Genomic DNA, 14,320 nt, shown 5'->3' with positions numbered 1-14,320 from the left:
GTGGACGGTATGAGTTCGCCAGGATCCCGTCCCGTCCCTCCAGCCGCTGCCAGCCAGCTCAACCTGCGCGGCGCCGTCGACCTCTCTGGATTGCGGCGCCCGGCGCCGGCGGCACCGAACGGGGCCCCGGCTGCATCCGGCGCAAGCCCCGGAAGCAGCCAACCCCTTCGCGTAGATGCCACCGAGGCCAATTTCCAGGACCTCGTCCAGCTGTCCGCGCAGATTCCGGTCCTTTTCCTTTTGTGGTCCAACCGCTCCTTGGAGGCTTCGACCCTCCTCCATAGCCTCGAAGGTGTCGTCGAAGGCTACGCCGGCAAAGTCGTGCTGGCTGCCGCGGATGTTGATGCGTTCCCGCAGCTTGCGCAGGCATTCCAGGTCCAGGCCATCCCCACCGCTGTCGCGGTCCTGAAGGGCCAGCCCGTGCCGCTCTTCGAGGGGCCCGCTTCGGACCAGGAAATCCGCACCCTCATCGATGAACTCCTCAAGGTGGCCGAAGCCAACGGAGTAACGGGCAGTATCGGCGCGGGCGCCGCTGGCGCGGAGGCCCGTCCCTTGCCTCCGCTGCACCAGGCAGCCTTCGATGCCATTGAAGCCGGAGATTACGCCGCTGCGGCCACCGCCTACCGCCAGGCGCTCGCTGAGAAACCGGCTGATGCCGAGGCGAAGGCCGGGCTGGCCCAGGTGGAACTGATGGGCAGGCTTGAGCTCCTGACGGCAACGGAAGCCGAAGCCGTGCGCCAGCGGGCGGCGGAGGAACCGGACAACATCGAAGTACAGCTCACGGTGGCCGACCTCGACATCTCGGGTGGACACATCGAGGACGCGTTGAACCGCATCATTGCGTTCATTGGCCGCAACTTCGGTCCCGAGCGTGAGACGGCGCGCGTGCGCCTGCTGGAACTGTTCGACGTCGTCGGCATTTCGGACCAACGTGTGGCCAAGGCCCGGCAAGGTCTGGCACGGGTCCTCTTCTAATGACGCAGCCGGCGTTGTTCAGCCCGCTTCAATTGCGCTCGTTGGCGTTGCCGCATCGTGGCTGGGTTTCGCCGATGTGCCAGTACAGTTGCTCGCCCGACGGCGGGGGCGGCGTGCCCAACGATTGGCACCTGGTGCATCTTGGTGCGTTTGCCACGGGCGGCGCGGCCCTCATCCTCACGGAGGCGTCGGCCGTCAGCCCCGAGGGAAGGATCAGCCCGCGGGACGCCGGACTGTACACGGACGAGCAAGCGGGCGCTTGGGAGCGGATTGTGGACTTCGTCCATCGCAACAGTGCCGTGGGCGGCAAGATCGGCGTCCAACTGGCGCACGCCGGCCGCAAGGCTTCCACCTACTGGCCTTTCGCCGAAGAGAGCGGATCCGTAGCGGAGTCCGACGGCGGGTGGGTTGCGCGGGGTCCGGGTAACGAGGCGTTTGCCGGGCTTGCACGTCCTCTTGCCATGAGCGAAGAGGACATCCACGCGGTGATTTCGGATTTCGCGGCGGCAGCCTCACGGGCGGTGGACGCCGGGTTCGACACGGTGGAGATCCACGGCGCGCATGGTTACCTCCTGCACGAATTCCAAAGCCCCCTGATCAACAAGCGCGACGATTCCTGGGGAGGCAGCGAGGCCGGTCGAAACCGCTTGATGCTTGAGGTCATCGACGCAGTCCGTGCTGTCATCCCCGATTCGATGCCCTTGTTGCTGCGGATTTCCGCCAGTGATTGGGCCGAGGGTGGCGTAGACATTGACGCCTCCGTGCGCCTCGCGCGGGCGGCGTCCGAGCACGGGGTGGACTTGGTGGACGTCTCCAGCGGAGGCGCAGTGGCCCACCAGCGGATCAAGGCCGGCCCTGGATACCAGACGGGATTCTCGGAACAGATCCGGCGCGAAGCAGGGGTTCCCACCGGTGCAGTCGGCTTCCTGACATCCTCGGGACAGGCCGAACACACGGTGGCCACGGGCCAGGCCGACGGCGTATTCATGGCACGGGCAGCCCTCCGCGATCCGCACTGGTGGCTTCGCGCGGCTTTCGAACTCGGCTTCCCTTTGGATTGGGCGCCGCAGTATCAGCGCGCGGTTCCACGGCACAGCTTCTAAGAGCTGCTCCTTTCGGATGCGAACCGTTCTGGCGAGCTAGTCCTTTGGGATGAGGCGGCTCCGGAAAGCGGCTCAGTAGTTCCCCCTCGGGGACGACCCCCGGAAGCGTCTCCGGGGCTAGGCTGGCTGCATGACTGTCCAGCTTCCCGGTTCCCCTCCCACCTCCCCGGTGCCTGCCTTGGCCCTGCGCGGACTGGCGAAGCGCTTCGGCGGCAAGATCGCCGTCGATGGCATCAGCCTGGATGTCCCGGCTGGCTCCTTCTACGGGGTCGTTGGTCCCAACGGGGCGGGCAAGACCACCACGTTGTCCATGGCCACCGGACTCCTGCGGCCGGATTTCGGGACGGCCTACATCCACGGCGTGGACGTGTGGGCGAAACCGCTCGACGCCAAGAAGCTGATGGGGATATTGCCCGACGGCGTCCGCCTCTTCGACCGCTTGACGGGTGAACAGCTCGTCACTTACGCCGGCTTGCTTCGGGGCATGGACAGGGACGTCGTTGCCCACAGGGTGGGAGAGCTGATGGCCGCGCTCGACCTGAGCGGCGACGCCGGCACCCTCGTGGTGGACTACTCCGCCGGCATGACCAAGAAGATTGCCCTCGCCTCGGCGCTCATCCATGCGCCCAGGCTGCTCGTCCTGGACGAGCCGTTTGAGTCCGTGGATCCTGTATCGGCAGCCAACATCCGGGGAATTCTTGACAACTACGTGGGCTCGGGAGGGACGGTCATCGTCTCGAGCCACGTCATGGACCTCGTGCAGCGCATGTGCGACCACGTGGCCGTTGTGGCTGCAGGCAGGGTCCTCGCCGCCGGAACCGTCGACGAGGTCCGCGACGGCGCCACGCTCGAGGACCGTTTTGTGCAGCTGGTGGGCGGCGGAAACCAGGCGGGAGGCCTCGAATGGTTGCGCACCTCCTGAGCCTGAAGTGGCGGCTCCTGCTGAACGGCTTCCGACGCAGCCCGGGCCAGCTTGTGGGAATCGCGATCGGTGGGCTCTATGCGCTGGGAGTCGTCGCGACCCTCGTGGGGACTCTCATCGCCCTGCGGTGGGCCGACCCCGAGACGGCCCACACCGCCGTCGTCCTCGGTGGCGCCGCCGCGATCCTGGCCTGGGCTGTGGTGCCTCTGATGGCCTCGGCCGCGGACATGACGCTTGACCCTTCCCGCTTCACGACGTCGGCGATCCCCATGCGCCAACTGCTGACCGGGCTTGCCCTCGCCGGATTCATCGGAGTGCCGGGCTTGTCCACGATGCTCGTGGCGTTATTCACCGCGGCGACATGGTGGCGCAGCGTGCCGGCGGTGCTTGGAGCCCTGCTGGGTGCCGTGGTGGGCGTGCTGATTTGCGTGGTCCTGTCGAAAGTGATCACGACGGCGACCGCCAGCCTCGCAGCCTCCCGCCGTTTCAAGGATGTGAGCAGCATTGTGGTCTTTGTGCCGCTCGTGCTGATGGGACCGATCGTGGCCGGCGTCTTGAGGGGAGTGTCCAGTTCCACCGGCTATCTCCCCGAACTTGCCCGGACGGTCTCCTGGACTCCGCTCGGAGCCTCCTGGTCGCTTGGCGGCGATCTGGCGTCCGGAGATGTTGCTGCCGCCGGCCTGAAGTCGTTGATCGCCCTCGCCACTCTCCTCGTGTTGTTTGCCGCCTGGAATGCCCTGCTCAAGCGGGCGCTGGTCACTCCGCCATATTCCGGCGGATCGAGAAAACGCGGCGGGAAACTTGGCTTGTTCGGACTGCTGCCGGCAACTCCCACCGGGGCCATTGCCGCACGGGCCCTCAGCTACTGGATCCGCGATCCGCGCTACGCAGCCTCGCTGATCGTGGTCCCGTTGCTGCCCGTGATTTTCCTGTTCCAGTCCGGGCAGTCCGGAAGCTACTCCATGCTGGTGATTCTGGGGCCCATGTCTGCCTTTGTCCTCGCATGGTCCATTGCCGCGGATGTTTCCTACGACAACACCGCATTTGCCTTGCATCTGGCCACCGGGGTCCGCGGCCTTCATGACCGGCTCGGCCGGGCCTTGGCTTGCCTTGCGTTCGCTCTCCCGGTGGTGTTGATCTTCGCCGTCGGGCCCTTTTTCCTGACGGGAGAATGGGGCTGGCTGCCCGGTGTCCTGGGTCTTTCCCTGGGCGTGCTGTTCACAGGCCTGGGCTTGGCCTCCATCGTGTCGGCGCGGTACACGTCCAGCGTCCCGTTGCCCGGTGACAGCCCGTTCAAGAAACCGCCGGGAAACGTTGCCCAGACGCTGGCGGTCCAGTTCGGGGGAATGGCGGTTCTGTTCGTCCTGGTCCTTCCTGAACTTGTCCTGGTGATTGTCCAGTCGGTCACGGGCGATCCGCTGTGGGGATGGATCAATCTCGCAATTGGTACGGCTCTTGGGGTGGCCTTGTTCGTGTCGGGTGTCCGGATCGGCGGACGCTGGCTCGACCGGCGCGGGCCGGAGCTTTTCGCGCAATTGAGCGTCAACCGTTGATTCCATGAGCAACAATGACAAGTTATGGGACATGGGATAACCTCGAGTTTGAACCAGTCGATCCGGGAAACACAGCTAGAAAGGTCGTGGACGATGGAAGTTGTCATCCTTCCGGGAAGCAAGCAGATCGGGGCGCTTGCCGCGGATGCCATCGAGGCGCTGCTCCTCCGAAAGCCGAACGCAGTCCTGGGCCTGGCCACAGGGTCGTCTCCGCTCCCTGTCTATGACGAACTGGCGCGCCGCCATCAGGAAAGAGGTCTCGATTTCAGCCAGGCACACGCCTTCGCCCTTGATGAATACGTCGGTCTCGAACCCGGGCATCCGGAGTCGTACCGTGAAGTCATCCGCCGTGAATTCACGGACCGGGTCAATATCGACCCCGCCAATGTCCACAGCCCGGACGGTACCGCGGCCGACCTTCCTGCGGCCTGCCAAGCGTACGAGGACTCCATGCGGGCACTCGGCGGCGTTGACCTGCAGATCCTCGGCGTGGGCACGGACGGCCATATTGGATTCAACGAGCCCGGCTCCTCGCTCGCCTCGCGGACCCGGATCAAGACGCTGATCGAGCAGACCCGCAAGGACAATGCACGCTTCTTCAAGAGCATCGACGACGTCCCGCACCACGTGGTGACGCAAGGGCTCGGAACCATCATGGATGCCCGGCACGTTGTCCTGATTGCCACGGGGGCGCAGAAAGCCCAGACCGTCAGGGACTTTGTCGAGGGGCCGGTGGCGGCCATCTGCGCGGCATCGGTGCTGCAGATGCACCAGCACGCCACCATCCTGATCGATGAGGCTGCGGCGTCCTCGCTCAAGCTGGCCGACTACTATCGCCACACCTATGACAACAAGCCGAAATGGCAGAGCATCTGACACGGTGCATCTGATCGCCAAGCTGCAGCGGCTAAGATGGATGGCATGACGACGCTGCCTCCGGACCCATTCGAAAACGATCCCATGCGCGAGCTTTCCGGAGCCGGAACTTCCACTTCAACCATCGAGCGCGAAGAAGTGCGCCAGGAAGTGGAACCCGGTGACCGGGAGCGTTTCTCGCACTATGTCCGCAAGGAAAAGATCATGGAGTCCGCCCTGACAGGCGAACCCGTGATTGCGCTGTGCGGCAAAGTGTGGACCCCTGGCCGGGACCCGCAGAAGTTCCCGGTCTGCCCCGAGTGCAAAGAAATCTATGAAGGACTTCGCCCCGGCAACGACGGCGGAGACAAAGGCGGCTCGGGCAACTCCAAGTAGCGAGTAAGCCCCAGTAGTCGGGTAATTCCTGGTAGTAGGCGGGGGAGCGCTTTCCCCTGCCTGTTTGCTGCCCTGCGTGATTCGGCGCATCCGGAACAGATTGGTGTTTTTTGTGGTTATTTGGGTTTCGCTGGCTGCAGCGGCCTTGCTTGGAATGGTTGCTGGTCGAGGGGAATCCGCGTGACTGAAACACTCTTCGGCGGCCCCGCGCTGCCTCCCGCATATCCGGAGCGCGCAGCCTGGGGAACCGCCCCCAAGCTGCGCGCCTGGCAGCAGGAAGCGCTGGACCTGTACCTGAACGCCAGTCCGCGCGATTTTCTCGCCGTGGCAACGCCGGGCGCGGGCAAGACCACCTTCGCCCTGCGGATTGCATCAATACTCCTCGACAGCGGAACCGTGAACCGAGTGACGATCGTCGCTCCTACCGACCACTTGAAACGGCAGTGGGCGGACGCCGCCGCCAGGGTGGGCATTGCCATCGATCCGAACTTCAAGAATTCCGACGGCCAGCACGGCAGGGGCTTCGTCGGCGTTGCGGTGACCTATGCGCAAGTGGCCAGCAAGCCCATGCTCCACCGGGCCAAGACCGAGGCCGCCCGCACGCTGGTCATCCTCGATGAAATCCACCACGGTGGCGAAGCGTTGTCCTGGGGCGACGGATTGCGCGAGGCCTTCGATCCCGCTGCGCGGCGCCTGGCCCTCACGGGCACGCCTTTCCGTTCCGATACCTCACCCATCCCTTTCGTGGAATACGCCGAAGACCGCGATGGCATCCGCCGCTCGAAGGCGGACTACACCTACGGTTACGGCAATGCCTTGAGGGACCACGTTGTCCGTCCCGTGCTGTTCATGGCGTATTCGGGCCAGATGCGTTGGCGCACCAGCGCGGGAGACGAAATGGCGGCTTCCCTCGGCGAGGCTGCCGTGACCAAGGACATCACCTCCCAGGCATGGCGGACCGCGCTGAACCCCGGCGGCGAATGGATCCCCGCGGTTCTTGCCGCCGCCGACAAGCGCCTCGGTGAGGTGCGGCGTACCGTGCCCGACGCCGGCGGCCTGGTGATTGCCACGGATCACGACGACGCCCGCGCCTATGCCGGTCAGCTCAAGAAAATCACGGGCCAGTCGCCCACGGTGATCCTGTCCGATGATTCCAAGGCTTCGCACAAAATCGAGGAGTTCACCGCCAGCGACAAGCGCTGGATGGTGGCCGTCCGCATGGTGTCCGAAGGCGTTGACGTCCCCCGTCTTTCGGTGGGCGTCTACGCGACGTCCACGTCCACGCCGCTGTTCTTCGCCCAGGCCGTGGGCCGCTTCGTCCGTGCCCGCAAACGTGGGGAAACGGCCTCGGTCTTCTTGCCGTCCGTGCCGCCCCTCATGGCTTTGGCCAACTCCATGGAAGCCGAGCGGGACCACGCGCTGGACCGGCCCGAGAAGGAAGACCCGGACGGCCTCTTCAACCCCGAAGAGAACCTGATGGCCGAGGCCAACCGCGAAGAGAAGGCCTCGGACTCCCTGGAGAAGGGCAAATTCGAGGCCCTCGATTCGCAGGCGTCCTTTGACAGGGTGCTGTTCGACGGCGGCGAATTCGGCACGGGAGCCGATATCGGATCCGAGGACGAACTAGATTTCCTCGGAATCCCCGGGCTGCTCGACGCCGAACAGGTGGGAACGTTGCTCCGGCAGCGGCAGCATGATCAGCAGTCGAGGAAGAAGCGCCAATCTCCGTTGGCTGCCGCCGCGTCACCCGCGGTTCCGGACCACCGCATGCTGATGGACCTGCGCAATGAGCTCGCCAAAAATGTCGCGGCCTGGTCGGCCCGCACCGGTACCCCGCACGGCGTCGTCCACAACAAGTTGCGCGAGGTGTGTGGCGGACCGGCAGTCGCGCAGGCAAACGAGGAGCAATTGCAGTCGAGGCTGCGCAAGCTCCAGGATTGGTTCATCGGAAGGAAGTAGAACTGCTTGGCATGGCTCCTGCCCTTAGCGCTGCCCCAGTTCGACGCCGTTTTCTTCCAGCTCGGCGTAGGTCTCGTCAAGATCTTCCGCGATTCCGGCGGTGAGTTCACCGATCACCGTCACGGAGTAGCCCGCCTGCACGGCGTCCAGGGCGGTGGCCTTGACGCAGTAGTCCGTGGCGATACCCACCACCACCACTTCCTCCACTCCGTGGCTCTGCAGCCAGTCGTCGAGCCCGAGGGCGTCCTCGTCCAGTTCGACGGAGGGGACGGCGCCGGGCGCAAGTTCGCCCATGGGAACTTCGTCTTCGGGCGCCAGGACTCCTTCGAACCCTGAATAGGCCGCGGTGTATTGCCCCTTGCGGAAGTAGGCCTGGATGTACTCGGCGTCGAGATCCCGGTGGAGTTCTGCGCCCTTGCTCCCGGCGCGGCAGTGCGCCGGCCAACTGTCCACGAAGTCCGGTGTATCCGAAAAATGGCTGCCCGGGTCCACGTGCCAGTCCTGCGTGGCCACGACGTGGTCGAAGTGCTGGTGGTTCGCGTCAAGGTATTCGCTGATGGCGGCAGCCGTGGCGGCGCCACCGTCCACGGCGAGGGACCCGCCCTCGCAGAAATCGTTCTGGACGTCCACGATAATCAGGGCGCGGGACATTCAGTCCTCCTCATAGACGGTGGGGATTGCCGGCTCGCCGCGCTGCAGCCTCCGGACTACCGGGGGGAGTTCGGCCATGGTCGCAGCATGGCGTTCCTGTGCCCGGACCACGCCCTCGTGTCCTGTCCATCCCGGGAGCAGTTCTCCGTTTTTGATGAACTGCTGGAGCAGCGGACGGTCGTTGCCGTCGTCTTCCGGGCGGTGTCCGATGCCCACGATCTCCTGGGTGGCGATGCCGAGTTCGTTGAGTTTGCGCAGGGCGTATTTGCGGCCGCCCACGCTTGCCTTGTTTTTGGCTACCTTCGCCACGGGAACGAATTCCCCGGCATCGTTGGTCCGGCTGACGAGCTTGTAGACCATGCTGGCCGTCGGGGCTCCCGATCCTGTGACCAGGGAGGTACCTACGCCGTACACATCCACCGGCGCCGATTGCAGGGCCGCGATGGCGTATTCATCGAGATCCGAGGTGACGACGATCCGGGTGTTGGTGTTGCCGAGGTTGTCCAGCAACTCGCGGACCCACTGGGCCTGGGCCACGAGGTCTCCGGAGTCGAGGCGGACTGCCCCGAGCCCGTCACCCGCGAGTTCCACCGCGGTGCGTACCCCGACCTCGACGTCGTACGTGTCCACCAGGAGCGTCGTTCCCGGTCCGAAGGCGGCGATCTGCGCTTCGAAGGCCTCGCGCTCGGTGTCGTGCAGGAGCGTGAACGAGTGGGCGGCCGTGCCCACGGTCTTGATGCCGTAACGGCGGCCGGCCTCAAGGTTGGAGGTACTGCCGAAACCGGCGATGACCGCGGCGCGGGCTGCCGCCGTCGCGGATTCCTCCTGGGTGCGTCGGGAGCCCATCTCGATGCACGGCCGGTTTCCGGCCGCGCTGGTCATCCGGGAGGCAGCCGAAGCAATCGCGGTGTCATGGTTGAGTACCGACAAGATGTACGTTTCCAGGATGCACGCTTCCGCGAACGTAGATTCGACGATCAGGATCGGGGAGCCGGGGAAGTAGGCCTCGCCCTCCGGATAGCCCCAGATGTCGCCGGAAAACCTGTAGTCGGCGAGGAAATCCAGTGTCTGCCTGTCAACTATTTTATGCTGATCGAGAAACGCGAGCTCGGCGTCGCCGAAACGGAAGTCCTTGATTCCCTCAAGCAGCCGGCCGGTGCCGGCGACGATGCCGTAGCGGCGGCCGTCGGGGAGGCGGCGGGCGAAGGCCTCGAAGACGGAGCGCCGGTGCGCCGCGCCCGAATGGAGGGCAGCTTCCAGCATGGTCAGCTCATAGTGATCGGTGTACAACGACGTGCGGGGGTGGTCCCAGGCGACGGATCTACTCACGAATTCACTCTAGTCCCCACCGGCTCCCAGGTCTCGCTCCGCTCGACCCGGGCCCCTCGCCGGCGTGGGCCCACCCACCGGCTCCCAGGTCTCGCTTCGCTCGACCGCCATTAGTTCGCCCATCCACCACCATTAGAATGGACAGATGACCACTACCGTCGCCCCCGGCACTAGCGCAGCCACAGACATAGGCTTAAAGGGAGAGGAACGGACGGACATCTCGGAGCGTTCGTCCACCGACCTCCTCAGCGCTGCTGACATCCCTTGGAACCTGGTGGTCTGGAACGATCCCGTCAATCTCATGAGCTATGTGAGCTACGTGTTCCAGAGCTATTTCGGCTATTCCGAGGCCAAATCCAACAAACTCATGCTCGAGGTCCACAAGAAGGGCCGTTCCATCGTGGCGCACGGAGGCAAGGAACAAGTGGAGCAGCACGCGGTTGCCATGCACGGCTATGGTTTGTGGGCAACGGTTGAAAAGGCAAGCAGCAGCGGCGACGGCCGGGGACGCAAGGGTGGCGCACGTGGCTAAGGCTTTCAAGTACGGACTCAAGGGCATCACCGGCTACCTTGAGCCCGCCGAGCGCGAACTCCTGCGCGGACTCCTGGACGATGTCATTTCAATGCTGGAACCGCAGCTGTCCAGCAACGAAGATCCCCTGACGGCCCTGATCGGCCTGGACATGAACGTCAAGGAACCGTCCGATCGTGCCCTTTTGCGGCTCTTGCCCAACGTCATGAAGAACGACGACGCCGCCTCCCTCGAGTTCCGCCAGCTCACCGAGCGCTCGCTGCGGGAAGGAAAAATCGGCGCGCTCCGGGCCGCCGCGATGGGCCTGGACCGAAACGAGCTCGTCCTCACCCCGGAGGAGGCGAAGCTCTGGTCCATGGCCCTCAATGATGTTCGTTTGGTGCTGGCCGAGCGCCTCGATATCCGGGACGAAGCGGACGCGGACCATGTCCACGCCATGCAGGACTGGTCCCAGGCCGAAGACGTAGAGAGCTACCTGGCGCTCGTCTACAACTTCACCACGTGGCTCCAGGAATCGTTGGTCCAGGCCATGATGGCCTCGATGGACCGGAAGTCCTGAGTGGAATTGCCGGGGCTTCTGGCCGTCCGTGTGACAAAACAGACACGAGGCCCCCGCCACATGTCATGGCTGCGGCACATGCCTTGGCTTATTCTCTAAGAATCATGAACTCAGCATCGGACGCGGTATCGGATGGGGAGAGCGCCGCAGCGGCGCCGGAATCCCAGCGCAGGCCGGAAACACTGAACAGCAAAGCACAGAACCCCTTGCTGGGATCGCGCCCCATCGGTGTCTTCGATTCCGGAGTCGGCGGACTCACCGTGGCACGGTCCATCATCGACCAATTGCCCAACGAGTCAATCATCTACGTAGGGGACACCGCCAACGGGCCGTACGGGCCGCTGCCCATCGCCGAAGTCCGGGCCAATGCCCTCGGCGTCATGGACGAACTCGTGGACTCCGGCGTCAAGCTGCTGACCATCGCCTGCAACTCGGCCTCGGCCGCGGTCTTGCGCGATGCCCGCGAACGCTATACGGCCCGCTACGGGATTCCCGTCATCGAGGTCATCCAACCTGCAGTCCGCCGGGCGGTGTCCGCGACGAGATCCGGCCGGATCGGCGTGATCGGGACGTCGGCCACAGTAGGTTCCCGCGCCTACGAGGACACCTTTGCCGCTGCCCCGGACCTGACCATCACCTCGGTGGCCTGTCCGGAATTCGTGAGCTTCGTGGAGGCCGGCATCACCACAGGTCCCGAGCTGCTGGCCGCGGCCCACGAATACCTGGAACCGCTCAGGGACGCCGGTGTGGACACCGTTGTGCTGGGCTGCACGCACTATCCCTTGCTCACCGGCGTGATCTCCTTCGTCATGGGGGAAGACGTCACTCTTGTGTCGAGCGCCGAGGAGACCGCCAAAGACGTTTACCGCGCCTTGGCCACCCACGGGATCCAGCGGACCGATCCCGGCCTGCCCCGGCACGACTTCATGGCCACCGGCGACGCCGTCCAGTTCGAAACCCTGGCGCGCCGTTTCCTCGGCCCGGAGGTCCTGTCCGTGCGCCACGTGGACCATGTGGCTGCCCAATACCCGACCGGAAGCCTCGCCCGCATCACCCCGGAAATGTTGGAGGCCGCCCGTGCGGGAGGCCATCATGCGAGGACGTCCAATTTCGTTGATCCTGCAGCGTTCACTGTGAACGAATTCGGCGCGGCCCGCGGGGGCCGCATCCAGTGAAACTGACCATTGTTGGCTGCACGGGCTCCTTCCCCGGTCCGAGCTCTCCGGCGTCGTGCTATCTGCTGACCGCGCACGACGGTGAACGCCAGTGGAAGATCGTCATGGACCTCGGCAGCGGTGCCCTTGGAGCCATCCAGCGCTACACGGACCTCGAAGACATCGACGCCATCTTCCTGACCCACCTGCACCCGGACCATTGCATGGACCTTTGCGGGCTGCACGTGGCCGTCCGCTGGAAGCCGGGCGGCTGGGGACGGGACAGGATCCCCGTCTGGGGTCCCGCCGCGACAGCCGACCGCATGGCCACCGCCTACGGCTTGGAGCTGGACCCCGGAATGCATGAGGAATTCGACTTCAGCAACTGGAGCGAACGCCAATCCGTGCAGCTTGGACCGTTCACCGTGACACCGTATGCCGTGAACCACCCGGTGGAGGAGGCCTACGCCTTGCGAGTCGAGGTCACCGAGCCGGACAAGGAAGGCAAAGCGGTGAGCAGGATCCTCACGTACTCGGGAGACACCGACTCGTGCCAGGGCCTTGAGGACGCCGCCCGCAACGCCGATCTCTTCCTGTGCGAGGCCGCCTTTGAAGAAGGGCGCGACGACGATATCAAGGATGTGCACTTGACCGGCAAGCGCGCGGGCCAGGCAGCGACAGCCGCCGGAGCCCGACGCCTACTGCTGACCCACATCCCGGTCTGGACATCGCAGACCAAAGTCATGGCCGAGGCGCGGCCCGAGTTCGCAGGCGATGTCGCCGTCGCGGTTGCCGGAGTCCACTACACCGTCTGACCCCGGAGTCCGACAGCTCAGTCCAACTGGGTAGTCCGGCGAGGGCCACCGGATCGCTAAGCTTGCAGTATGACTTCCGAAGCCACATCTGTCCCCGTCATCCGTGCCGACGGCCGTACGCCCGATCAACTCCGTCCCATCAGCATCACCCGCGGCTGGTCCAAGCAGGCCGAAGGTTCGGCCCTGATCGAATTCGGCAACACCCGGGTGCTGTGCACGGCTTCCCTGACCGAGGGCGTTCCGCGCTGGCTCAAAGGCGAAGGCCGGGGCTGGGTCACGGCCGAATACGCCATGCTGCCGCGGGCCACGAACACCCGTTCCGACCGTGAGTCCGTCAAAGGCAGGATCGGCGGACGCACCCACGAAATTTCGCGCCTGATCGGCCGCTCGCTGCGTTCCATTATCGACACCAAGGCGCTGGGCGAGAATACTATCGTCCTGGACTGCGACGTCCTGCAGGCCGACGGCGGCACCCGCACCGCCGCGATCACCGGCGCCTACGTGGCGCTCGCCGAAGCGATCCGCTTCGCCCGCGAGAACAAGATGATCGCCAAGAACGCGCAGCCGCTGATCGACACCATCGCTGCCGTCTCCGTGGGAATCATCGACGGTATCCCCATGCTGGACTTGCCCTACGTCGAGGACGTGCGCGCGGAAACCGACATGAACGTGGTGGTTACGGGCTCCGGCAAGTTCGTGGAAGTCCAGGGCACCGCCGAAGGAGCCCCCTTCGACCGCGATGAACTGAATGCCTTGCTGGATCTTGCCCTCATCGGCACGGGGGAGTTGGCAGCAATCCAGCGCGAGACCCTGGCCGAGGCCCCGTGAGCATCGACACTGCGCCGCGGCTCGTTCTTGCCACCCACAACAAGGGAAAACTGCGCGAACTCAGGGAACTCCTCCGGGGGCAGGTGCCAGGACTCGACGTCGATACCCAAGTGATTGACGCGGCCGCGGCCGGAGCTCCCGATGTTGCCGAGACCGGCGTGACGTTTGCCGAGAACTCCCTGCTCAAAGCACGGGCCGTGGCTGAAGCCACGGGAATGGTGGCGATTGCCGATGACTCGGGGCTGGCCGTGGACGTGTTGGGCGGAGCTCCGGGCATCTTCTCGGCCCGCTGGGCCGGCCGGCACGGTGACGACGCCGCCAACCTCCAGCTCTTGCTGGCGCAACTCTCCGACGTCCCCGACGCGCACCGGGGAGCCGCGTTTGTCTGCGCGGCGGCACTCGCTGTACCGGCCGCCGTCGACGGCGGGGCGCGCGAGGTGGTCGAGTACGGCCAGCTCGAAGGCACCCTCTTGCGTGAACCCCGCGGCGCGGGTGGATTCGGTTACGACCCCGTGCTCCAGCCCGAGGGGCTTGACCGCAGTTGCGCCGAACTGAGTTCCGAGGAGAAGAACGCCATCAGCCACCGCGGCAAGGCGTTCAGGGCGCTGCTCCCGGCCATCGTGGACGCCCTGCGCTGAAACTGGCTTAGGCGACAAAACGGGTGTAAATCGCGGGCGCGTCATGTCCGT

The 14,320-nt window shown here is 65.1% G+C and carries 15 protein-coding genes; 13 read left to right on the top strand and 2 right to left on the bottom strand.

Annotated elements, in window-relative coordinates; all coding sequences use genetic code 11:
• Positions 1 to 9: 9 nt before the first annotated feature.
• The 7 genes from ABH924_RS00150 (at position 10) to ABH924_RS00120 (ending at position 7,763) form a co-directional block, all read left to right on the top strand.
• Positions 10 to 975, top strand: a complete 966-nt coding sequence (locus ABH924_RS00150; RefSeq protein WP_404495997.1) for a co-chaperone YbbN — start codon at positions 10 to 12, stop codon at positions 973 to 975.
• Entirely contained in the window at positions 975 to 2,078 is a 1,104-nt protein-coding gene (locus tag ABH924_RS00145) for an NADH:flavin oxidoreductase/NADH oxidase (protein WP_234747829.1), read from the top strand. The genes ABH924_RS00150 and ABH924_RS00145 overlap by 1 nt, the downstream gene beginning before the upstream one ends.
• 130 nt (positions 2,079 to 2,208) lie before the next feature.
• Positions 2,209 to 3,000 (top strand): ABC transporter ATP-binding protein, encoded by a 792-nt coding sequence (locus tag ABH924_RS00140; protein ID WP_234747826.1) that lies wholly within the window; start codon positions 2,209 to 2,211, stop codon positions 2,998 to 3,000.
• Positions 2,982 to 4,553 (top strand): transporter, encoded by a 1,572-nt coding sequence (locus ABH924_RS00135; RefSeq protein ID WP_404495995.1) that lies wholly within the window; start codon positions 2,982 to 2,984, stop codon positions 4,551 to 4,553. The genes ABH924_RS00140 and ABH924_RS00135 overlap by 19 nt, the downstream gene beginning before the upstream one ends.
• A gap of 93 nt (positions 4,554 to 4,646) precedes the next feature.
• On the top strand, positions 4,647 to 5,429 hold the full coding sequence (gene nagB, locus ABH924_RS00130) for a glucosamine-6-phosphate deaminase (protein WP_404495993.1): 783 nt from the start codon (positions 4,647 to 4,649) through the stop codon (positions 5,427 to 5,429).
• 36 nt (positions 5,430 to 5,465) lie between these two features.
• Positions 5,466 to 5,804: a DUF3039 domain-containing protein gene (locus tag ABH924_RS00125; protein ID WP_234747818.1), complete on the top strand. Its 339-nt coding sequence runs from the start codon at positions 5,466 to 5,468 to the stop codon at positions 5,802 to 5,804.
• A gap of 180 nt (positions 5,805 to 5,984) precedes the next feature.
• Positions 5,985 to 7,763 carry a DEAD/DEAH box helicase gene (locus ABH924_RS00120; RefSeq protein ID WP_404495991.1) on the top strand — a complete coding sequence of 593 codons (1,779 nt, stop codon included), beginning with the start codon at positions 5,985 to 5,987 and terminating at the stop codon, positions 7,761 to 7,763.
• Positions 7,764 to 7,787: 24 nt separating this feature from the next.
• Here the strand turns inward: ABH924_RS00120 and ABH924_RS00115 are convergent, their stop codons facing one another.
• Both ABH924_RS00115 and ABH924_RS00110 read right to left on the bottom strand, forming a co-directional pair.
• The gene (locus ABH924_RS00115; protein ID WP_404495989.1) at positions 7,788 to 8,414 is read right to left on the bottom strand and encodes an isochorismatase family protein; all 627 of its coding nucleotides are present in this window, start codon (positions 8,412 to 8,414) and stop codon (positions 7,788 to 7,790) included.
• Complete coding sequence (locus tag ABH924_RS00110; RefSeq protein ID WP_404495987.1) at positions 8,415 to 9,743, bottom strand: nicotinate phosphoribosyltransferase; 1,329 nt, start codon at positions 9,741 to 9,743, stop codon at positions 8,415 to 8,417.
• Positions 9,744 to 9,888: 145 nt separating this feature from the next.
• On the opposite strand from ABH924_RS00110, the gene clpS reads away from it, so the two are divergent.
• The 6 genes from clpS to rdgB all read left to right on the top strand — a co-directional run bounded on the left by clpS (position 9,889) and on the right by rdgB (position 14,269).
• Positions 9,889 to 10,275 (top strand): ATP-dependent Clp protease adapter ClpS, encoded by a 387-nt coding sequence (clpS, locus tag ABH924_RS00105; RefSeq protein ID WP_404495985.1) that lies wholly within the window; start codon positions 9,889 to 9,891, stop codon positions 10,273 to 10,275.
• Positions 10,268 to 10,834, top strand: coding sequence for a DUF2017 domain-containing protein (locus ABH924_RS00100; protein ID WP_234747793.1), 567 nt, complete (start codon positions 10,268 to 10,270; stop codon positions 10,832 to 10,834). Before clpS ends, ABH924_RS00100 begins: the two co-directional genes overlap by 8 nt.
• Before the next feature lie 104 nt (positions 10,835 to 10,938).
• Positions 10,939 to 12,009, top strand: a complete 1,071-nt coding sequence (murI, locus tag ABH924_RS00095; protein WP_404495983.1) for a glutamate racemase — start codon at positions 10,939 to 10,941, stop codon at positions 12,007 to 12,009.
• A complete protein-coding gene (locus tag ABH924_RS00090) occupies positions 12,006 to 12,803 on the top strand; it encodes an MBL fold metallo-hydrolase (RefSeq protein WP_404495981.1) in 798 nt (265 codons plus the stop codon). The genes murI and ABH924_RS00090 overlap by 4 nt, the downstream gene beginning before the upstream one ends.
• Positions 12,804 to 12,872: 69 nt before the next feature.
• Positions 12,873 to 13,631, top strand: coding sequence for a ribonuclease PH (gene rph, locus ABH924_RS00085; protein ID WP_078108499.1), 759 nt, complete (start codon positions 12,873 to 12,875; stop codon positions 13,629 to 13,631).
• A complete protein-coding gene (rdgB, locus tag ABH924_RS00080; RefSeq protein ID WP_234747786.1) occupies positions 13,628 to 14,269 on the top strand; it encodes an RdgB/HAM1 family non-canonical purine NTP pyrophosphatase in 642 nt (213 codons plus the stop codon). The genes rph and rdgB overlap by 4 nt, the downstream gene beginning before the upstream one ends.
• Positions 14,270 to 14,320: the final 51 nt, after the last annotated feature.

The sequence above is a fragment of the Arthrobacter sp. GAS37 genome, from assembly GCF_044908325.1.
GTDB classification, from domain to species: Bacteria; Actinomycetota; Actinomycetes; order Actinomycetales; family Micrococcaceae; genus Arthrobacter; species Arthrobacter ramosus.
This window is presented reverse-complemented; position numbering and strand designations above follow the sequence as displayed.

Bases quoted from the DNA above. Each gene is read 5' to 3' on its own strand.
- rph (WP_078108499.1), top strand. From the start codon at position 12,873: ATGACTTCCGAAGCCACATCTGTCCCCGTCATCCGTGCCGACGGCCGT.
- clpS (WP_404495985.1), top strand. From the start codon at position 9,889: ATGACCACTACCGTCGCCCCCGGCACTAGCGCAGCCACAGACATAGGC.
- ABH924_RS00135 (WP_404495995.1), top strand. From the start codon at position 2,982: ATGGTTGCGCACCTCCTGAGCCTGAAGTGGCGGCTCCTGCTGAACGGC.
- ABH924_RS00150 (WP_404495997.1), top strand. From the start codon at position 10: ATGAGTTCGCCAGGATCCCGTCCCGTCCCTCCAGCCGCTGCCAGCCAG.
- ABH924_RS00145 (WP_234747829.1), top strand. From the start codon at position 975: ATGACGCAGCCGGCGTTGTTCAGCCCGCTTCAATTGCGCTCGTTGGCG.
- ABH924_RS00125 (WP_234747818.1), top strand. From the start codon at position 5,466: ATGGATGGCATGACGACGCTGCCTCCGGACCCATTCGAAAACGATCCC.
- ABH924_RS00140 (WP_234747826.1), top strand. From the start codon at position 2,209: ATGACTGTCCAGCTTCCCGGTTCCCCTCCCACCTCCCCGGTGCCTGCC.
- murI (WP_404495983.1), top strand. From the start codon at position 10,939: ATGAACTCAGCATCGGACGCGGTATCGGATGGGGAGAGCGCCGCAGCG.
- nagB (WP_404495993.1), top strand. From the start codon at position 4,647: ATGGAAGTTGTCATCCTTCCGGGAAGCAAGCAGATCGGGGCGCTTGCC.
- ABH924_RS00115 (WP_404495989.1), bottom strand. From the start codon at position 8,414: ATGTCCCGCGCCCTGATTATCGTGGACGTCCAGAACGATTTCTGCGAG.